Source organism: Massilia mucilaginosa (assembly GCF_011682145.1).
In the GTDB taxonomy this organism is placed as follows: Bacteria; Pseudomonadota; Gammaproteobacteria; order Burkholderiales; family Burkholderiaceae_D; genus Telluria_A; species Telluria_A mucilaginosa.
Map to the genome: position 1 here is coordinate 84,382 of NZ_WHJH01000006.1, position 19,081 is coordinate 103,462.

Consider the following 19,081-nt stretch of genomic DNA (forward strand, 5'->3'; position numbering starts at 1 on the left):
CGTGTAACACCCCCCGGCCGCCTGGCGCGGATCGACACTGCGCAACCGGCCACCAGCGCTACGCCCACCGCATCCGGCGCTGGCATGGCTGAGGGGCCGGTTCGGCAAAAAAGGACTTCCCAAAATGGCTACCAACGGTTAACTTACTAACTTTAATCATTTGCCAACGGTCTTTAGCCGTGGGCATTGTCCCCTCCATGACTTTGAACGCCGATCAAATCCTCGCACTGGCGCCCGATGCGAGTTCCGCCAAAGCCGGCAGCCAGCTCGCCGGACCCGCCAAATGGGGCAACCTGGGCCGGACCGACAGCGCCGTGTGGGGCGAATGCCAGGGCAGCGGCAAAGTTCCCTACCGTACCCAGATCGACCTCGGCGAACCTGCTTTCAAGTGCTCCTGCCCCAGCCGCAAGTTTCCGTGCAAGCACGGCATCGGCCTGTATCTGCTACTCGCTGCCAACGGCCCGCTGTTCGCCGCCTCCGAAGCGCCGCAGTGGGTCGGCGACTGGCTCGACAGCCGCCAGCAGCGCAGCGAAAAGAAGCAGCAAAGCGCCGCCGACAAAGCCGCCGCCACCACGCCCGAGCAAGCCGCGGCGCAAGCGGCGGCCGCGCAAAAACGCGAGGAAAAGCGCGACAACAAAGTCGCAGCCGGCATCGTCGAGCTGCAAACCTGGCTGGAAGACCTGGCGCGCGAGGGCTTGTCGACCCTGCGCGCACGCGGCCCCGCGTTCTGGACCGACATTGCCGCCCGCATGGTCGACGCCCAGGCCGGCGGCCTGGCTGCGCGCCTGCGCCGCGCCAGCGGCATGTGCTTCGACACCAAGCTGCCCGACTGGGAAACCCGGCTGGCGCGCGAACTGGCCGCGATCTACCTGCTCGGCACCGCCTGCCGCCGCCTGCCTGACCTTGCGCCGGAACTGCAAAGCGACGTACGCTCCCTGGTCGGCTGGAGCGTCAGCCAGGAGGACGTGCTGGCCCAGACCGGCGTGCAGGACCGCTGGCAGGTGCTGGCCCAGCACACCAGCGACAACGAACGCGTGCGTGCACGTACGACCTGGCTGCGCGGGCAGGCGAGCGGGCGCTGGGCCATGATCTTGCAGTACGCCGCCGGCACGCAGGGCTACGACAAGGTGCTGGCACCCGGCACCCAGTTCGATGGCGAACTGTGCTTCTACCACAGCGCTTACCCGCTGCGCGCCCTGATCAAACAGCAGGAAGCCTTCGGCACGCTCGACGCCCTGGCGCCCGCCCCCACCCTGGACACCGCGCTGGCCGCCTACGCCGAGGCGCTGGCGCGCAACCCCTTCCTCGACCGCTTTCCGTTGCTGCTGGACGCCATGGTGCCGCACGCAGGCACGGCGCCCCACCTTGCCGGCGCCGATGGACGGATACTGCCGCTGCACGCAGGCTTTCGCCACCTGTGGCCGCTGCTCGCGCTCAGCGGCGGCCACCCGGTCACGGTGATGGGCGAGTGGGACGGCTACGCCATCGTCCCGCTCGGCGTGTTCGCCGAAGGCCGCTTGCATCATTTTGACAATGAGACCGTCGCATGAGTTCCCCGCTCCCGATAAAAATCCATCAAACCCTGCAGATCGGCACCTCGCGCGCCGCGCCCGGTTTCGACGACGACCTGCCGCTGGACCTGCGCGACAGCGTGCGCAGCCGTCCCGGCGCGAACGCCGCCCCGCCAGAGGAAAACCTGTGGCTCTCGCTGGCCGCGCACGCCCTGTGGCAGCGCGCCGGCCACCAGCCCGCCAGCGCCGCGGAAGGTGCGCCGGCAACGCCGCCCTGCGACAGCGATGCCTTGCGCCCCTGCCCGGCGCAGGCCGAAAAAGCGCTGGCGCTGCTGCTCGATGACTATCCGCAAGTGCGCCCCGAATGGCTGCGCCTGGCGAATGCCCATCAATGCCGCCTGCCGCCGCGCCTGCTACCGGGCGTGCTGGACCTGGGCACCGCGCAGCGTCCCCTGCGCGCCCTGATCGAAGGCGTGCTGGGCGCGCGCGGCCACTGGCTGGCGAAGCAGAATCCCGACTGGAACTGGGTTGGCGCCGACACCGATGACGTCAACGCCTTGTGGGAAGACGGCAATATCGAACAGCGTGCCAACGCGCTGCGCGACATGCGTGCAGGCGACACGGGCGCCGCCGTGCAGGCCCTGCAAGCGACCTGGGCCAGCGAAACGCCGGATCACCGCGCCACCCTGCTCGGCTGCCTGTCGGTCGGCCTGAGCCTGGCCGACGAAGCCTTTCTGGAAAGCGCGCTCGACGACAAGCGCAAGGAAGTGCGCAGCGTGGCCCAGCGCCTGCTGGCCGGCCTGCCCGGCTCGCAACTGGCGCAGCGCATGCTGGAACGCGCCTTGCCGCTGCTGCGCGTCGAACGCAACGGCGCCTCGAGCCACCTGCTGGTCGAGGTACCGCAAGAGCGCGACAAAAGCATGCAGCGCGACGGTGTCGGCGCCGGCCTGTACCCCGCCATGGGCGAAAAGTCGAGCTGGGTGGTCGATATTCTGGCCGCCGTGCCGCCGACCCACTGGTCGACCAGCTTCGACGCCTCCCCGCGCACCTGTTTGACACTGGCCATGGGCAGCGAGTTCAAACATACTTTGCTGCTGGGCTGGTCGAGCGCGCTGCAACGCAGCCTGCAAGCCGGCTACGATGCCGGCCTGCATGCGTGGTTCACCGCCTTCCTCGACCTGTACCTGAAATCGACCGGCATCCACACCCACATGCCGCGCGACTTCTTCAGCCTGTTCGGCACCCTGCCGCCGGATGCCGCCGACGCCTTGCTCGGCACCCTGGTCGAAGCCACCCCGGCCGCCTGGATGCGCGCCCATTCGAGCCTGATCGACCTGCTCGACGATGCCGCCAAGAACGCGAAGCGCAACTGGCCGCTGGCCTTGTCCAAGGCCGTGGTCAGCCGCATCCAGGCCGGCTGCGCGGCCAACACGCTGCAAAGCTGGTCGCTCAGCTACACCATGGCCACCTTGGCGCTGGTGCTCGACCCGCGCGCCATCGAAGCCTACGAAAACGGCTGGCCGAAAGACATCCCCGAGTTCGCGCAGTGGGAAGACACGGTCGGCAAATTCCTGCGCACCCTGCGTTTCCGACACGATATGTACTTACCTTTTCAGGAGCACTCTGCATGACCGCCATTTCTACCATCCTGCGCCAGCACGCCGAAACGCAGTACGCCGAGGAACTCGCAGCGCTGGCCGCGGTCGACACGCGCCAGCGCCCGCCGCGCTGGAAGCTGTCGCCATGGGCCGTGTCCAAATACCTGCTGGGCGGCACGCTGGACAATGGCGTGGAAATCAGCGCCAAGTACATCGGCAATGCGCGCATCATCGAAATCGCCGTCGCCACCCTGGCCACCGACCGCGCCCTGCTGCTGCTGGGCGTACCCGGGACCGCCAAGTCGTGGGTATCGGAACACCTGGCTGCCGCCATCAGCGGCGATTCGACCATGATCGTGCAGGGAACCGCCGGCACCAGCGAGGAAGCGGTGCGCTTCGGCTGGAACTACGCGCAGCTGCTGGCCAAAGGGCCGTCGATGGAAGCGGTGGTGCCGAGCCCGATCATGCGCGCCATGCGCGACGGCAAAATCGCCCGCGTCGAAGAATTGACCCGCATCCCGAGCGAAGTGCAGGACAGCCTGATCACCATCCTGTCGGAAAAAATGCTGCCGATCGCCGAGCTCGACGATGAAGTGCTGGCGCAAAAGGGCTTTAACATCATCGCCACCGCCAACGACCGCGACCGTGGCGTGAATGAACTGTCGAGCGCGCTCAAACGCCGCTTCAACACCGTGGTGCTGCCGCCGCCGGCCACCGCCGACGAGGAAGTGCGCATCGTCGAAACCCGCGTGGCCAGCCTCGGCCGCGCGCTGGAGTTGCCGGGCGAAGTGCCGGCGCTGGAAGAAATCCGCCGCGTCGTCACCGTGTTCCGCGAGCTGCGCGCCGGCGTCACCAGCGACAGCAAGCGCAAGATCAAGGCCCCCAGCGCCAGCATGAGCACGGCCGAAGCGATTTCGGTCATCACCAACGGCATGTCGCTGGCGGCCCACTTCGGCGACGGCACCATGCGCGGCGCCGACGTGGCCGCCGGCATGATCGGCGCCATCGTCAAGGACCCGGTCCAGGACCGCGTGGTCATGCTGGAATATCTGGAAACCGTGGTCAAGGAACGCGAAGGCTGGAAAGACCTGTACCGGGCCTGCCGCGACGTGATGAACTGAGCCGATGAGCGTTCATTTATTCGGCATCCGCCACCACGGTCCGGGCTGCGCGCGCAGCCTGGCGCACGCCTTGCAGGCGCTGGCCCCGGACTGCATCCTGATCGAAGGTCCGCCCGAGGCCGACGAGCTGATCGCCTTTGCCGCCGACCCGGCCATCAAGCCGCCGGTCGCGCTGCTGGTCTACGTGCCGGCCACGCCGCAGCGCGCCGTGTTCTACCCGTTCGCCGCGTTCTCGCCGGAATGGCAAGCCATGCGCTACGCCACCGCCAACGGCGTGCCGGTGCGCTTTTGCGACTTGCCGCAGGCGCATCGCCTGGCCGGGCCGGAGGTTGTCGAGGCCGGTCCGGCCGAGGCTGAAGATGCGGATAGGGACGAGCAAGCGGACGAGGACGGCGCCGCGCAGGCATCGCCCGGCAGCGACAGCGACGAGCTGCACGAAGACCCGCTGCACTGGCTCGCCAACGCCGCCGGCTTTTCGGACACCGACACCTGGTGGGAGCACCTGGTCGAGCAGCGCGCCGACAGCCTCGACCTGTTCGCCGCCATCGCCGAAATGATGAGCACGGTGCGCACCGACATCGCCGCCCCGCCCAATCTGCACGAGCAGCAGCGCGAAGCGTGGATGCGCAACGCCATCCGCCTGGCCGAAAAACAGGGCCACCAGCGCATCGCCGTGGTCTGCGGCGCCTACCACGTGCCGGCGCTGGCAAGCATGCCGTCCGCCAAGAGCGACAACGACTTGCTCAAGGGCTTGCCGAAGGTCAAACTGGCGGCGACCTGGACCCCGTGGAGCTACGGCCGCCTGGCCTTTCGCAGCGGCTACGGAGCGGGGGTCAGCGCGCCCGGCTGGTACCATCACCTGTGGAACCACCCGGCCCAGGCCAGCCTGTACTGGCTGACCGACGTCGCCATCTTGCTGCGCAAGCACGACCTGGATGCCTCCTCGGCCAGCATCATCGAAGCGGTGCGCCTGGCCGATACGCTGGCGGCGATGCGCGAACGGCCCCGTCCGGGCCTGGGCGAGTTGCAGGAAGCGGTGCGCGCGGTGTTTTGCTACGACAACGACAGCCCGCTGCGCCTGATCCACGACGCCCTGCTGATCAACGACCGCCTGGGCGAGGTGCCCGACAGCGTGCCGACCCTGCCGCTGCCGCAGGATGTGCAGGCCCAGCAAAAACGCCTGCGCCTGCCGGTCAAGGCCGACCACAGCCAGCTCGAACTCGACCTGCGCCAGCCGGCGCACCTGGAAAAAAGCGTGCTGCTGCACCGCCTGGCGCTGCTCGGCGTCGAGTGGGGCCGCTCCGAACGCGTGAGCGGCAAGTCCGGCACCTTCCACGAATGGTGGCGCCTGGCATGGGAGCCGGAGTTTGCGATCCGCCTGATCGAAGCGAACGTGTGGGGCGGCACCGTGCAAGCGGCCGCCACCGGCAAGGCGGTCAGCCAGGCCAACGAGGCCACGACCCTGCCCGACCTGACCGCCCTGATCGAACAGGTCTTGCTGGCCGACCTGCCGCAAGCGGTCGACTTGCTGATGCGGCGCATCCAGGAAGTCGGCGCCTTGACGCCCGACGTCGGCTTCATGCTGGCGGCCCTGCCGCCGCTGGCCGGCGTGCTGCGCTACGGCAGCGTGCGCGCCACCGATACCAGCGCCATCGGCCAGGTGGTCGACGGCCTCGTCACGCGCGCCTGCATCGCCCTGCCCTACGGCGTGCTGGGCATGGCCGACGAACCGGCGGGGGTGCTGGTCAAGCAGCTCATCGCCGCCGACCGCGCGATCCGCCTGATTCAGGAAGAAGCGCTGCTGGACGCCTGGTTCGACGCGCTCGACCAGGTGGCGGGCAATGAACAGTCGCATCCGCTGATCAGCGGGCGCTGCGCCCGTATTCTGTCGGAGCAAGGACACTGGGACCAGGAACGCACCGCGCGCGCACTGGCGCAGCGCTGCTCGCACGCCAGCGCGCCTTTGGCCAGCGGCAACTGGCTCGAAGGTTTTCTACAGGGCAGCGCGGCCCTGCTGCTGCACAACGACAGCTTGTGGACCCTGGTCAATTCCTGGATCAACAGCCTCGATGCGGACAGCTTCGTCGAACTGCTGCCGCTGCTGCGCCGCACCTTCGGCGCCTTTGAAGCACCCGAGCGGCGCCAGCTGAGCGAACGCGCCGGCAGCGCCGGAGGCACGGTAAGCATCGCCGCATCGGGCGGCAACCTCGATGAAGCGCGCGCCAGGCTGGTGCTGCCGGTGCTGGGCATGATTCTCGGCGGCAGCGCAGTGACATCGACAACGGAGGCCGCTCATGGCGCATGACATTACCCCGCAGGAACAAACGCGCCGCTGGCGCATGGTATTGGGCAGCGAGCCTGGCCAGCCGGAAGTCGCGCTCGGCGTCGACGACCTGGCCATGGACCGGGCGCTGTCGGCCCTGTACAACCCGCCATCGGGACGCGGCGCCGGGCTCGGCGCGTCGGCGCCGAACGTGTCGCGCTGGCTGGGCGACATCCGCCAGTATTTTCCGTCGAGCGTGGTGCAGGTGATGCAGAAAGATGCGCTGGAGCGGCTGGGCCTGGAGCAAATGCTGCTGGAACCCGAAATGCTCAAGTCGGTCGAGCCGGATGTGCATCTGGTCGCCACCCTGCTCAGCTTGAACAAGGTGATGCCGAACAAGACCAAGGAAACCGCGCGCATCGTGGTGCGCCAAGTGGTGGACGAGCTCGAACGCCGGCTGGCCAGTCCGTTCCGGCAGGCGGTGACGGGCAGCCTGAACCGGGCGGTGCGCAACCGCCGTCCGCGCCATCACGAAATCGACTGGCTGCGCACGATCCGCGCCAATCTGCGGCATTACCAGCCGGAGTACCGGACGATCATCCCGGAAACGCGCATCGGCTTCGGGCGCAAGGGGCAATCGCTGCGCGATATCGTGCTGTGCATCGACCAGAGCGGCTCGATGGCGCCGTCGGTGGTGTACGCCAGCGTGTTCGCGGCGGTGCTGGCGACCATCAAGGCGGTCAGTACCCAGGTGGTGGTGTTCGATACGGCGGTGATCGACCTGACGCCGATGCTGGCCGATCCGGTCGATGTGCTGTTCGGTACGCAATTGGGCGGCGGGACGGATATCAACCGGGCGCTGAGGTATAGCCAGGGCTTGATCACGCGGCCGACCGAGACCATTTTCGTGCTGATCAGCGATTTGTACGAAGGTGGGAATAATGACGAGATGCGCAAGCGGGCGGCGGCGCTGGTGGCGGCGGGCGTGCAGGTGATCGTGCTGCTGGCGCTCGACGATCACGGGGCGCCGAGTTACGACCATGCGAATGCGGCGTATTTTGCCGCGCTGGGGGCGCCGTGCTTTGCGTGTACGCCGGATCTGTTCCCGGAGTTGATGGCTGCGGCGATCAAGCGTAGCGATCTAAGCCAGTGGGCGGCGGAAGTGGGGATTGTGGGGGTGAAGGCGTAAGGTAGCCTAAATTTTGACAAATAAACGATGAGCCGTCATTCCCGCCAAGGGGGCCGCCGAGGCCGGGAAAGACGGTTTTGCATTTAACATTCAATTTGACGGTAGCGATTTTCCAATTACGGCTACGGCGCGATCGAATTCGCCTCGTACGCCCCGATATCGAGCGCGCCGGTCACCGGGCGGCCGACCCAGAAAGCCACATGCTTGTACTGCGCCACCGGCTTGAGCACATAGCCACTGGCCGACACGCCCGGATCGGTCGCCGCATTGACCACCAGCGGCGATGGCGTCGGCCGCAAATCGTAGGTCGCGCGGTTGACAAACCCCGGCGCCACCGAGCGGTAATTGGTCTTGGCCACCGTCGTGGCCTGCGTACTCAAGGTCCCGATCCCCGAAAAGATATTATTCTGCAGCAGAACCGGCTTGGTCACGCCCGAACCGACCATCACAAATACCCCGCGCGCGGTATCGTCGTTGAGGAAGGTATTATTGACCACATACAGATCATGCCCGGCATTCGACGCCCCCTCTTCCCCATACGCCAGCATGGCGCCGTTTTGATTCGCCGCCGGCTGCTGGATCACATTCCCGATCACATACGAGGTACCGGCATTCGGCAGATCGATCTCGTAACTCGGCTGACCGGCGGCGGTCGAACCGGTTTCGCCCGGCCGCAGGCTGGAAAAGCGGTTATACAGAATATAGTTGGTCTGCGCGCGCGACTTGAGGTTGTGCCCCACATGCGCATCATGCGAAAAATTGCGGCGGAATGTCAGGCTGCGCACCGTGCCGATATACAGATTGTGCGTCTGCCCGGTGCCATACCCGTTGCGTCCGAATTCGGTGCCTTCGATAACGACATCGCTGGCTGCATTCGCGCCGCTGAGAATGCCGTTCTCGTTATCGTGCAGGAAGCTGTTGAGCAAGGTAAAGCCGGCGCCCTCCAGGCGCAAGGCCGCACCATTGCGGTCGGGAACCTTGGCGCCATACATTTCCACGTTGGCGATCAACACATTGTTGCCGACCACCACCCAGATCGCTTTCCCCATCGCATTCTTGCCTGCGGCATCGATTTTCGGACGTCCATTGACGCCCCGGATGGTGAAATTGCTGGCATAAATGCCGCACACGTCGCCGCTGTAGACCACGCCACCTTGGATCTCGACGGTGTCGCCATTCTTCGCCGCTGCGATCGCCGCGCATGGTTTGGCATAGGTCTTGCCCGGTCCGACGGACAGAATCGCCGCCGAGGCGGATGCCTGCACGCCGAATAGCGCCACCGCCGACACGCAAGCGGCGCGCAGAATATTTTTATCAATCATTGTTTGTCTCCTGGGAGCAGGTGGACGCAGCAAGGCATCTCCTGCGAAAAATCAACTGGGAATATGACCGTTGTCAAAGCGTCATGCGGCGTATGGTAACCGCAAGTTGTCGATTCTACGAGGATATATGCAAGCTCGGCGCGCCCCAGCGCCGTTCAGGGTACCTGGACGTTGAGCCGCTTGCCGAGTTTGCGCAGTTCGCCGCTGTCGACCCAGGCATTGAACGCCCGGTCGAAACGGGCACGCATGACGTCGTATTCGGGACGTTTGGGAAAGGCGAAAAAGCCGCGTTGCAGGGAAATGGTGCGCCCGACCGGCATCACTTTGCCCTCCAGCGCCAGCAGGGGAATGACCGGCTCGGTATTGCGCACATTACTGGCAAACAAGTCGACGCGCCCGTGCGAGAGCATGGTCAGCGCCGACTCGACCGAATTGGTCACGCTGACCGTCAATTGATCGCGCGCGGCATTGAATTCGTCGCCGTAAGCCCAGCCGTTGATGATCACGATGCGCTTGTCGCGCAAGGACGCGTAGGTGCCGTCCCAGGCAAACGGCGCATTGCTGCGCGAGAAGAACACCATCTGGTCCTGGTAGAACGGGCGCTCGGAAAACGCAAACGACGCCAGCCGTTCAGGCGATTTGTACGGGCCGACCAGGATGTCGGCCTGGCCCTGCGCCACCATCGACTGCGCGCGCGCCCACGGATACAGCTCGAAATGCACGGGCTGGCCGAGGTCGCCGGCAATGGCGCGGATGATCTCGACCGCCATGCCCGAGAATTCGCCGTTGGCGCGCTCGTACACGCGCGCGAAATGGGCGCCGACGACGAGCAGCTCGCGTGGCCCGGAACGGGCGGTGGCGGCAGGTCCCGCGAGCGCCGCCGCCGCACTCAGCAACAGGGCGCGTCTGGCAACATTAACAGGGGAATCGGAGCGCTTCATGGCAGGCATTGTTTTATCGATAAAACAATTGTACTGCCGCCAGCGCTCGCGGGGGAATTACTTGACGGTCACTTTAATCGACTTGCTCATCGGCGTGCCGTAGGACTGGTGCGCGCCGTTGGCGAACTGCATGGTCAGGGTGTACTCGCCGGGCGGCAGCTTGACGTCGGTTTCGGTCTGGCCTTTGCCGAAGTGCAAGTGCTTGTCATCGAAGGGAATCGACTCGCCTTCCTTGATGGCGCCGCCGTTGATCACCAGGTGATGGTGGCCGGAATTGGCGACCAGCGCGCCGGCCGGCTTGATCTCCATGCCCTCGACGGCGAATTTGACCTTGAACGGGCTCTTGACGGTCGCGCCGTCGGCCGGCTCGACGAAGGAGACCGATTGCGCCGACGCGGCGGCCGCTGCCAGCAGGGAGGCGGAGAAGACGATGTGCTTGATGAACGATTTCAAGTGGATTCCTTTGCAGTTGGTAAAAGACTGGCCGGCGTGGTCCACGCCAACCCTTGCCTATTTTGCACGTGGGCGCCGCGAAAGCGCCACACCCCAGAACCTATCTCAACGGACAGGCTCTCAGCCTGGCTTAGTCGTTTTTAATGACAATGCTGGGGAACTTGCTGGTCATGTCTTTCGCCTTCTCGGCGATCTTGATGGCAACCTTGCGCGCGATCTCCTTGTAAATCTGCGCCACCGGGCCGTTCGGCTCGGCCACCACAGTCGGGCGTCCCGAATCGGTCTGCTCGCGGATCGACATGGTCAGCGGCAAGGCGCCGAGGAACTCCACGCCGAAGTCGGCGCACATCCTGGCGCCGCCGCCATGGCCGAAAATCGCTTCCGTGTGGCCGCAGTTCGAGCAGATGTGGGTACTCATGTTTTCCACCACGCCGAGGATCGGAATGCCAACTTTCTCGAACATTTTCAAACCCTTGCGCGCGTCGAGCAGGGCGATATCCTGCGGCGTGGTGACGATCACCGCGCCCGTGACCGGGACTTTTTGCGACAGGGTCAGCTGGATGTCGCCCGTGCCTGGCGGCATGTCGACGATCAGGTAATCGAGGTCGCGCCAGTTGGTTTGCTCAAGCAACTGCTGCAGCGCCTGCGTGACCATCGGGCCGCGCCACACCATCGGCTCGTCCGGATCGATCATGAAACCGATCGACGACACCTGCAAGCCGTGGTTCTCCAGCGGTTCCATGGTCTTGCCGTCCGACGTTTCCGGACGGCCATTAATGCCGAGCATCATCGGCTGCGACGGACCATAAATATCGGCATCGAGCACGCCCACGCTGGCGCCCTCGGCCGCCAGGGCCAGCGCCAGGTTGACCGCCGTGGTCGACTTGCCCACGCCGCCCTTGCCCGAGGCCACCGCGATGATGTTCTTCACGTTCGGCATGATTTTCAGGCCGCGCTGCACCGTGTGCGAAATAATCCTGGAATACACGTTCGGATTGATCCGGCCCGCGCCCGGCAGCGCCTGCAAGGCGGCCACCACCGCGCTGCGGATGGCGTCGATCTGGCTCTTGGCCGGATAGCCGAGTTCGACGTCGAGGGCGATGTCGTTGCCGTCGAGCTTGATATTCTTGATCGCCTTGGAAGAAACGAAATCTTTCTGCGTGTTCGGATCGATAACCGCCGTCAGTGCATTCTTGACGTCTTCTACTGTGATGTTCATGTAAATCTCCAGGGAATATGATGCCGAAACATGCCGAAGTTTAGCGCAAATTGCCCTGCGCGGCCTTGCCTGAATGGCAAATCCGGGCAATCCCCCGTGCGCAGTCGGGTCATCCGCTGGTAAAATGCTCCTCTGTATTTCCTAATAAACTTATTAAAAAGCGCATCTTAACCATGACTCGCAAGCTGTTCGTCACCACCGCCCTGCCTTACGCCAACGGAGCTTTTCATATCGGCCACATGATGGAATACATCCAGGCCGATATCTGGGTACGCTTCCAGCGAATGCAACGCGACGGCGACGCAGCCCGTGAAGTCCACTTCGTCTGCGCCGACGACACCCACGGCACGCCGATCATGATCGCGGCCGAGAAAAAGAACATGACGCCCCAGGAATTCGTGGCCGAGATCGCCGCCGACCGCCCGCAGTACCTGGACGGCTTCCACATCGCCTTCGATAACTGGTACTCGACCGATTCCCCTGAGAACGTGGAGCTGTCGCAAGGCATCTACCGCAAGCTGCGCGAGACCGGCCTGATCGTCACCAAGACGGTCGACCGCTTCTTCGACCCGGTCAAGGGCATGTTCCTGGCCGACCGCAACATCAAGGGCGAGTGCCCGAAATGCGGCGCCAAGGACCAGTACGGCGACAATTGCGAAGTCTGCGGCGCGGCCTACCAGCCGACCGAACTGGTGAACCCGTTCTCGGTCTTCACCGGCTCGACCCCGATCCTGAAACCATCGGAACAGTATTTCTTCGCCCTGTCGGACCCGCGCTGCTACACCTTCCTCAAGGAATGGCTGAACACGCCTGGCCGCTTGCAGCCGGAAATGGTCAATAAGGTGTCGGAATGGCTCGGCGACGCCGGCGAAAAACTGGCCGACTGGGATATTTCGCGCGATGCGCCCTACTTCGGCATCCCGATTCCCGATGCGCCGGGCAAGTTTTTCTATGTCTGGCTGGACGCGCCGGTCGGCTACCTGGCCAGCCTGAAAAATTATTGCAGCAAAAAAGGCATCGACTTCGATGCCCTGCTGAACGACCCGGACACCGAGCAAGTCCACTTCATCGGCAAGGATATCGTCTCCTTCCACCTGCTGTTCTGGCCGGCGATGCTCAACTTCGCCGGGCACCCGGTGATCGACAAGCTCAAGGTCAACGTGCACGGCCACCTGACCCTGAACGGCGAAAAGATGGCCAAGTCGCGCGGCACCGGCATTTCGCCGCTGCGCTACCTCGACCTGAAAATGAATCCGGAATGGCTACGCTACTACATCGCCTTCAAGCTCAACTCGAAGGTGGAAGACCTCGACTTCAACGGCGACGACTTCATTGCGCGCGTGAATAGCGACCTGATCGGCAAATACGTCAACATCGCCAGCCGCTGCGCCGGGTTCATCGCCAAGCATTTCGAAGGCAAGCTCACCGCGACCCTGTCGCCTGACGCCCAGCAGGTCATCGGCCGCGCGCTGATGGTCGACGGCCAGGAACGCCAGGCCGGCATCGCCGCCAGCTACGAAAACCGCGAATTCGGCAAGGCGCTGCGCGAAATCATGGAAATTGTTGCCGTCACCAATCAGTACATCGACGACAACAAGCCATGGCTGCTGGCCAAGGATCCGGAAAAAATGGCGCAGCTGCATGATGTGTGCAGCACCTCATTGATCCTGTTCCGCCAAATCACCATCATGCTCGCGCCGGTGCTGCCGGATGTGGCGGCCAAGGTTGCCGTGTATCTGCGCGACGATCAACTGAGCTGGAGCGATACGAGCGGCGCCGCCGTGTACGAAACCATGCTCGGCCGCGAGATCGGCGTGTACGACCATCTGATGACCCGGATCGACCCGAAAATGGTCGAGGCACTGATCGACAAGCCGCCTGTGGTGGCGGCGCCCGCACCGGTGCCCGTCGCCGTGGCGCCGGTGCTGGAAGCGCCGGTCGCCGGCGACATCGAAGCCATCGCACCGACGATCGAGTTCGCCGACTTCCAAAAGATCGACATGCGCATCGCCAGGATCGTCCACTGCGAAGCGGTGGACGGCTCCGAGCGGCTGCTGCGCCTGACCCTGGACGTCGGCGAAGGCCGCCATCGCAACGTACTGTCCGGCATCAAGTCGGCCTACACGCCCGAGCAACTGATCGGCAAGCTGACGGTCATGGTGGCCAACCTGGCGCCGCGCAAGATCGGCAAGTTCGGCAGCTCCGAAGGCATGGTCCTGTGCGCCTCCGCCGCCGACGAGAAAGCCAACCCTGGCCTGTACGTGCTCGAACCATTCCCGGGCGCGCAGCCTGGCATGCGCATCGGCTAAGGACGCGCATGAACCTCGTGGTGCGCGCTGCAAGCGACGACGACGCCCAGCTGATTGCCAACCTGACCCGCGCTTGCTGGGCAGGCACGGTGACGGTGACGTCGAGCGGCCACCGCGAGACCGCCCAGCGCGTGGCCGAACAGCTGCGCAGCGGCGGCGCTTTCATCCTGCTGCTGGACGATGCGCCGGTCGGCTCGGTACGCTGGGCACCGCACGAGTTCGAACCGGACGTGTGGGAAATTCGCCGCATGGGCGTGCTGCCGCGTTGCCGTGGCGGCAACCTGTCGCAGCACCTGCTCGAAGCGGTGATCCACCACAGCCAGGCCAGCAGCGTGCAGGAACTGCGGCTGGCCGTGCGCGACGACCAGCCCAGGCTGCTCGACCTGTACGCCGCCTATGAATTCGAACTGGCCGACGAACTCGAATATTCCTATGCCAATCCAGCCGAACCGCCGCCGCGCGTGATGCGGCGCGTGCTGCGCCATTAACAGCAACACCATCCTTGCAATGAATCAGCGCGTCAATACCGTCACGCCGACATCGGGGGCCGCAAGCGGGCGCTATAATGTCGCGCTTGACGAGAAAAACAACATGCCCCGCATGCCAGCCGCCAGCAGCACGGCGCCTCTTCGGGGTGGTGGGCCCGGCGCCCGAACCTTCTTACTTTTGAGTGGTATCTATGACCGAATTGACTTCCTTGAGGCACATCCCGCAGGCCAAGCTGTTTCGCAAAGGCGACGTATTCGTACTGTTCGGCGAGCTGTTCGGCCGCGGCTATGCTAACGGCCTGATCGACGAGGCACGCAAGGCCGGCATGACCATCGTCGGCATCACCGTCGGCCGGCGCGACGACAACAACGCGCTGCGCGCACTCAACGAAGAAGAACTGGCCGAAGCCGAAGCCAAGCTCGGCGGGCGCATCATCAACGTGCCGCTGATGGCCGGCTTCGACCTCGACGCGCCCGAAGGCGAACAGAACCCGACCGAGATGCTGGCCGGCGTCACCCTCAAGGGCTGGCAGGAAGAAAAACTGGACTGGGCCGCGGTCGAGCGCTGCCGCGACGTCGGCGTGCGCCGCTTCGCCGGCTCCGCCGCGCAAGCCATGGCCGAGATCGACAAGCTGATCCCGGACGGCAGCAATGTCTTCTTCGCCCACACCATGGCCGGCGGCATTCCGAAGATCAAGGCTTTCCTGGCGATCGCGAACCGCATCTACAAGGGCCGCGGCGAACGATTCATGTCATCGCGGGAACTGCTCGACAGTGACCTCGGCAAGCTGATTTTGATGAACTTCGACGAAGTCACCGCCAACACCCTGCAACACCTGATTACCGCCAGCGCCGCGATCCGCGAGCGCGTCACCGCACAAGGCGGCGAAGTGCGCTACACGGCGTACGGCTACCACGGCAGCGAAATCCTGATCGACGGCAAGTACCAGTGGCAGACCTACACCAACTACACCCAGGGCTATGCCAAGATGCGGCTCGAAAGCGTGGCGCAGGCTGCCTGGGCGCAAGGGATTGCTGCAACAGTGTTCAACTGCCCTGAAATCCGTACCAACTCCTCGGATATTTTTGCCGGCGTCGAACTGTCCCTGTTCCCCCTGCTGAGCGCGCTCAAACGCGAAGGCGGCGCTGCCTGGGTCGAACAGCAATGGGCAGCCTGCCAGGAATTGCTCAACGACGGCGTCTCGCTGGAAAGCCTGATCGACCGGATCGAGGCCTACAACAACGACCCGGTCAGCGCCAGCTTCCGCAACTTCGACGCCTGGCCGATGGACAACACCCCGGCGCTGGCGGAAGTGATGATCGGCACCTCGGACGACATGACCAAGCTGCACAAGGACCGCAAGGCCCTGATCACCGACCACCTCAGCGCACTGGTGCTGGAAAGCGCCGGCCCGCTCATGTTTTACGGCGCCGCCGAGAAAATCGCCCCGGTGGTGTGGCTCAATCACGACATCATCGCCAAGCAACTGAACGCACTGCACCCGTAAGCGTCCGTCAAGCGCCCGCACTGCGCTGTCGTCGGGCTACCCTGGGGGCGCCCGACGAATCCCCCCTGCCGCCTTGCTCGCGGTAAAATAGCGTTGTCGCTACCCTCGTTGCTACCCACTGCCTATTATGAAACTGACCAAACAATTCCAGCTCTACGAATCCGACCACACCAAGTTCATCCGCGAGCTCAAGGCCAAGAATCCCGAGATGGAAGCTGGCCAGATCGCCGGCCGCGCGCTGCTGTGGGACAAGGCGCCGATCACCCTGGCCGACCAGGATAAAACCAAGGAATCGCGCGTCCAGCAGCAAGCGTACGTGTACCAGAACAAGCTCTGACGGTTCAGGGCGAGACCATGTTGCCAGAAGAGGCGGCGACGGAAGAACTCGCCACCGAGCCGGATGGCTCGCTACGCGACGCGCCCAGCGACGCGCCAGGCGACCTGCCAGGCGACGCCCTACGGGACGCCCCCGCTGCCCCGCTCGAACTGCCGGCGGAACTTGAAACGCCGCCCGAGGTGCCCGCGTTTGCCCGTTTGTACGGCGAACCGCTGCTGCGCATGCCGACCGACCTGTTCATCCCGCCCGACGCGCTCGAGATCTTCCTGGACGCCTTCGAAGGTCCGCTCGACCTGCTGCTCTACCTGATCCGCAAGCAAAACTTCAATATCCTCGATATTCCGATGGCGCAGGTCACCCTGCAATATCTGAAATATGTCGACCAGATCCGCCTGCACAACCTGGAACTGGCCGCCGAATATCTGCTGATGGCCGCCATGCTGATCGAAATCAAGTCGCGCATGCTGCTGCCGCAGCGCCTGCCCGACGACGACCTGCTCGACACCTACGACCCGCGCGCCGACCTGGTGCGGCGCCTGCTCGACTACGAGCAGATCAAGCTGGCCGCCTACGAAATCAACGCCATTCCCCAGCTCGACCGCGACTTCACCCGGCCGTCCCTGTTCGTCGAGCAGAGCAACATTCCGACCTGGCCGGATGTGGATCCGCTCGACCTGCAGCGCGCCTGGCTGGACGTGCTCAAGCGCGCCAAGCTGACCCAGCACCACCGCATCAGCCGCCAGGAACTGTCGGTGCGCGAGCACATGACCTCGATTTTGCGGCAACTGCAAAGCGCCCGCTTCGTCGAATTCGCCGACTTGTTCCAGGGCCAGGGCGGCGTGCCGATTGTCGTCGTGCACTTCGTGGCCATGCTGGAGCTGGCCAAGGAAACCCTGATCGAAATTACCCAGGCCGAGCCGTTCGCGCCGATTTACGTGCGCCTCGCCTACTCCCCGGCATAAGCCGATCCATTTGATACCCGTTTGAGGAAAGCCCCATGAAAATCATCTCTTCCGTTGAAGAACTGCGCGACCAGCTCAGCGGCCAGCTGCGCACGGCCTTCGTGCCGACAATGGGCAACCTGCACGAAGGGCATCTTTCGCTGATGCGCCTGGCGCGCAAGCATGGCGACCCGGTGGTGGCCTCGATCTTCGTGAACCGCCTGCAATTCGGCCCGAACGAAGACTTCGACAAATACCCGCGCACCTTCCAGGCGGACGTCGAAAAACTGGAAAAGGAAGGCGTCTACGTGCTGTTCGCGCCGACCGAGAAAGACTTGTACCCGGAGCCGCAGGAATTTCGCGTCAGCCCGCCGCAAGACCTCGGCAACACCCTCGAAGGCGAATTCCGCCCGGGATTTTTTACCGGTGTGACCACCATCGTGCTGAAACTATTTTCGTGCGTGCAACCGAAAGTCGCCGTCTTCGGCAAGAAGGATTACCAGCAGCTGATGATGGTGCGCAACATGAGCCGTCAATTCGCGCTGCCGACGCAGATTATCGCGGCCGAGACCTGGCGTGCGGACGACGGCCTGGCGCTATCGTCGCGCAATATGTACCTGTCGGAAGCGGAGCGGGCCGAAGCGCCGGCGCTGTACCAGAGCCTGAACGCCGTCGCGAACGAAGTCCGCTCGGGCCACCTGGACATTTTCCAGCTCGAACACAAAGCGATGGAAGAACTGGCGCGGCGCGGCTGGAAGCCCGATTACATCTCGATCCGCAAGCAAAACGACCTGCAACCGCCGAGCGCGGGCGACCTGGCGCAAGGCGCGCCGCTGGTGGTGCTGGCAGCGGCCAAGCTCGGCACTACCCGCCTGATCGACAACCTCGAAATCTGACCCACCACCGGGGTCAGAGCTCTGACTCGCAATTTTGTTAAGTTTCTGCCACACTTGGCCGACGCCGACACTTGTTTGTCGGCATTGGCGAGTTCAGCCCACGATATCGTCGCGACCTCGCAACACCCGCCAACCGGGGTCAGAGCTCTGATTAGAAAGATTTCTAATCAGAGCTCTGACCCCGGTTGGCGGGAATTGCTACCCGGCATCGCAGCGCAGTTCACTGAAGTCGGCTTCCTTGAGCTTGTCTTTGTGAATGAACACCATCAGCTTGGCGCCGTCCTGCCAGCACCATTGCAGCGTCTCATGCGAGACGAGCGTCAACAGGCTTACCCAGTCCTGCTCCGGTGTCGGATCGTACGCCAGGGAATCGAACGACGGATATCCTAGCAAGTAATCATCGACTGTTAATGGCCCTAAAGCACTGAGAACGCGGTCCGCCTCCTCGCTGTACTGGTCGAACGGCCAGTCATTGCGCAGCTCGTAATGCCGGGGAATGCTGATCCCCGCTGTGAAATCGAGTGCGACGCTGTGCTGGACCGGTTCCCCGTCGGCACCGGTGAACTGTGCTAATTGCTCAGGATCGTCCCAATAATAGGCGAGGACATAATCGGGGTCTCCCCAAAAACATTCGCCGCGCTCGTCCTGTGCGTAAAACAAGCTCAACATGCCAGTGCCCGGCAATGCCGACGGCGAGGCAATCTCACTGAAGTTGACCTGCCCGAGGAACCGGTACTGGCCGACGGCGTGCGTCGGCCACGCGAAGCCGGCCGGCACCATCGGGACGCCACCGAACCTGCTCGCCGCCGGTGCTGGAGCGACGCTTTCGAGCAAGCTAATCTCGATGCAGGGTTGCGCAATGTCACCCAGGTACTCCAGGTGCGCCGTCAAGGGCGCCAGATCCCCGGATGCCGGGTTCATGGTGGCAAGGGCGTCGATATTCATCGCAATCATCTTTCTTTAAACCCAAACCGGGGTCAGAGCT

Annotated in this window: 16 protein-coding genes; 11 read left to right on the forward strand and 5 right to left on the reverse strand. The window is 64.1% G+C overall.

The window, feature by feature from the left end:
* Window positions 1–197: 197 nt before the first annotated feature.
* Genes F2P45_RS08095 through F2P45_RS08115 form a run of 5 tightly spaced genes read left to right on the forward strand, consistent with a single transcriptional unit; the run spans window position 198 to window position 7,682 of the window.
* Window positions 198–1,550: an SWIM zinc finger family protein gene (locus F2P45_RS08095; RefSeq protein ID WP_166872588.1), complete on the forward strand. Its 1,353-nt coding sequence runs from the start codon at window positions 198–200 to the stop codon at window positions 1,548–1,550.
* Window positions 1,547–3,142, forward strand: coding sequence for a DUF5691 domain-containing protein (locus F2P45_RS08100; RefSeq protein ID WP_166872592.1), 1,596 nt, complete (start codon window positions 1,547–1,549; stop codon window positions 3,140–3,142). Before F2P45_RS08095 ends, F2P45_RS08100 begins: the two co-directional genes overlap by 4 nt.
* 5 nt (window positions 3,143–3,147) lie before the next feature.
* Window positions 3,148–4,230: an AAA family ATPase gene (locus F2P45_RS08105; protein ID WP_370663222.1), complete on the forward strand. Its 1,083-nt coding sequence runs from the start codon at window positions 3,148–3,150 to the stop codon at window positions 4,228–4,230.
* Window positions 4,231–4,234: 4 nt separating this feature from the next.
* Window positions 4,235–6,535: a DUF5682 family protein gene (locus F2P45_RS08110; RefSeq protein ID WP_166872598.1), complete on the forward strand. Its 2,301-nt coding sequence runs from the start codon at window positions 4,235–4,237 to the stop codon at window positions 6,533–6,535.
* The gene (locus F2P45_RS08115) at window positions 6,525–7,682 is read left to right on the forward strand and encodes a VWA domain-containing protein (RefSeq protein WP_166872601.1); all 1,158 of its coding nucleotides are present in this window, start codon (window positions 6,525–6,527) and stop codon (window positions 7,680–7,682) included. Before F2P45_RS08110 ends, F2P45_RS08115 begins: the two co-directional genes overlap by 11 nt.
* Before the next feature lie 122 nt (window positions 7,683–7,804).
* Here F2P45_RS08115 and F2P45_RS08120 read toward each other — a convergent pair whose 3' ends face one another.
* The 4 genes from F2P45_RS08120 to apbC form a co-directional block, all read right to left on the reverse strand.
* Window positions 7,805–9,004: a right-handed parallel beta-helix repeat-containing protein gene (locus tag F2P45_RS08120; protein WP_188130115.1), complete on the reverse strand. Its 1,200-nt coding sequence runs from the start codon at window positions 9,002–9,004 to the stop codon at window positions 7,805–7,807.
* 155 nt (window positions 9,005–9,159) lie between these two features.
* On the reverse strand, window positions 9,160–9,945 hold the full coding sequence (locus tag F2P45_RS08125; protein WP_166872875.1) for a substrate-binding periplasmic protein: 786 nt from the start codon (window positions 9,943–9,945) through the stop codon (window positions 9,160–9,162).
* 57 nt (window positions 9,946–10,002) lie between these two features.
* Window positions 10,003–10,398, reverse strand: a complete 396-nt coding sequence (locus F2P45_RS08130) for a DUF4399 domain-containing protein (RefSeq protein WP_166872604.1) — start codon at window positions 10,396–10,398, stop codon at window positions 10,003–10,005.
* A 130-nt stretch (window positions 10,399–10,528) separates the two neighbouring features.
* The gene (apbC, locus tag F2P45_RS08135; RefSeq protein ID WP_166872608.1) at window positions 10,529–11,617 is read right to left on the reverse strand and encodes an iron-sulfur cluster carrier protein ApbC; all 1,089 of its coding nucleotides are present in this window, start codon (window positions 11,615–11,617) and stop codon (window positions 10,529–10,531) included.
* A gap of 173 nt (window positions 11,618–11,790) precedes the next feature.
* Here apbC and metG point away from each other — a divergent pair, with 173 nt between their 5' ends.
* From metG to panC, 6 genes are all read left to right on the forward strand, one after another.
* On the forward strand, window positions 11,791–13,926 hold the full coding sequence (metG, locus tag F2P45_RS08140) for a methionine--tRNA ligase (protein WP_166872611.1): 2,136 nt from the start codon (window positions 11,791–11,793) through the stop codon (window positions 13,924–13,926).
* 8 nt (window positions 13,927–13,934) lie between these two features.
* Window positions 13,935–14,414, forward strand: a complete 480-nt coding sequence (locus F2P45_RS08145; protein WP_166872613.1) for a GNAT family N-acetyltransferase — start codon at window positions 13,935–13,937, stop codon at window positions 14,412–14,414.
* A 191-nt stretch (window positions 14,415–14,605) separates the two neighbouring features.
* Window positions 14,606–15,922 (forward strand): enoyl ACP reductase FabMG family protein, encoded by a 1,317-nt coding sequence (locus F2P45_RS08150; RefSeq protein ID WP_166872617.1) that lies wholly within the window; start codon window positions 14,606–14,608, stop codon window positions 15,920–15,922.
* Between the two features lie 127 nt (window positions 15,923–16,049).
* On the forward strand, window positions 16,050–16,259 hold the full coding sequence (locus F2P45_RS08155; protein ID WP_166872620.1) for a DUF3460 family protein: 210 nt from the start codon (window positions 16,050–16,052) through the stop codon (window positions 16,257–16,259).
* Window positions 16,260–16,276: 17 nt separating this feature from the next.
* Window positions 16,277–17,221: a segregation and condensation protein A gene (locus F2P45_RS08160; RefSeq protein WP_166872623.1), complete on the forward strand. Its 945-nt coding sequence runs from the start codon at window positions 16,277–16,279 to the stop codon at window positions 17,219–17,221.
* Window positions 17,222–17,256: 35 nt separating this feature from the next.
* The gene (gene panC, locus F2P45_RS08165) at window positions 17,257–18,096 is read left to right on the forward strand and encodes a pantoate--beta-alanine ligase (RefSeq protein WP_166872626.1); all 840 of its coding nucleotides are present in this window, start codon (window positions 17,257–17,259) and stop codon (window positions 18,094–18,096) included.
* A 198-nt stretch (window positions 18,097–18,294) separates the two neighbouring features.
* Here the strand turns inward: panC and F2P45_RS08170 are convergent, their stop codons facing one another.
* Window positions 18,295–19,041: a YwqG family protein gene (locus tag F2P45_RS08170; protein ID WP_229504969.1), complete on the reverse strand. Its 747-nt coding sequence runs from the start codon at window positions 19,039–19,041 to the stop codon at window positions 18,295–18,297.
* Between the last annotated feature and the right edge of the window lie 40 nt (window positions 19,042–19,081).

Coding starts and splice junctions, on each gene's coding strand:
- F2P45_RS08155 (WP_166872620.1), top strand. CDS start 16,050: ATGAAACTGACCAAACAATTCCAGCTCTACGAATCCGACCACACCAAG.
- panC (WP_166872626.1), top strand. CDS start 17,257: ATGAAAATCATCTCTTCCGTTGAAGAACTGCGCGACCAGCTCAGCGGC.
- F2P45_RS08095 (WP_166872588.1), top strand. CDS start 198: ATGACTTTGAACGCCGATCAAATCCTCGCACTGGCGCCCGATGCGAGT.
- F2P45_RS08160 (WP_166872623.1), top strand. CDS start 16,277: ATGTTGCCAGAAGAGGCGGCGACGGAAGAACTCGCCACCGAGCCGGAT.
- F2P45_RS08115 (WP_166872601.1), top strand. CDS start 6,525: ATGGCGCATGACATTACCCCGCAGGAACAAACGCGCCGCTGGCGCATG.
- F2P45_RS08120 (WP_188130115.1), bottom strand. CDS start 9,004: ATGATTGATAAAAATATTCTGCGCGCCGCTTGCGTGTCGGCGGTGGCG.
- F2P45_RS08125 (WP_166872875.1), bottom strand. CDS start 9,945: ATGAAGCGCTCCGATTCCCCTGTTAATGTTGCCAGACGCGCCCTGTTG.
- F2P45_RS08150 (WP_166872617.1), top strand. CDS start 14,606: ATGACCGAATTGACTTCCTTGAGGCACATCCCGCAGGCCAAGCTGTTT.
- metG (WP_166872611.1), top strand. CDS start 11,791: ATGACTCGCAAGCTGTTCGTCACCACCGCCCTGCCTTACGCCAACGGA.
- F2P45_RS08145 (WP_166872613.1), top strand. CDS start 13,935: ATGAACCTCGTGGTGCGCGCTGCAAGCGACGACGACGCCCAGCTGATT.
- F2P45_RS08100 (WP_166872592.1), top strand. CDS start 1,547: ATGAGTTCCCCGCTCCCGATAAAAATCCATCAAACCCTGCAGATCGGC.
- F2P45_RS08170 (WP_229504969.1), bottom strand. CDS start 19,041: ATGAATATCGACGCCCTTGCCACCATGAACCCGGCATCCGGGGATCTG.
- F2P45_RS08110 (WP_166872598.1), top strand. CDS start 4,235: ATGAGCGTTCATTTATTCGGCATCCGCCACCACGGTCCGGGCTGCGCG.
- apbC (WP_166872608.1), bottom strand. CDS start 11,617: ATGAACATCACAGTAGAAGACGTCAAGAATGCACTGACGGCGGTTATC.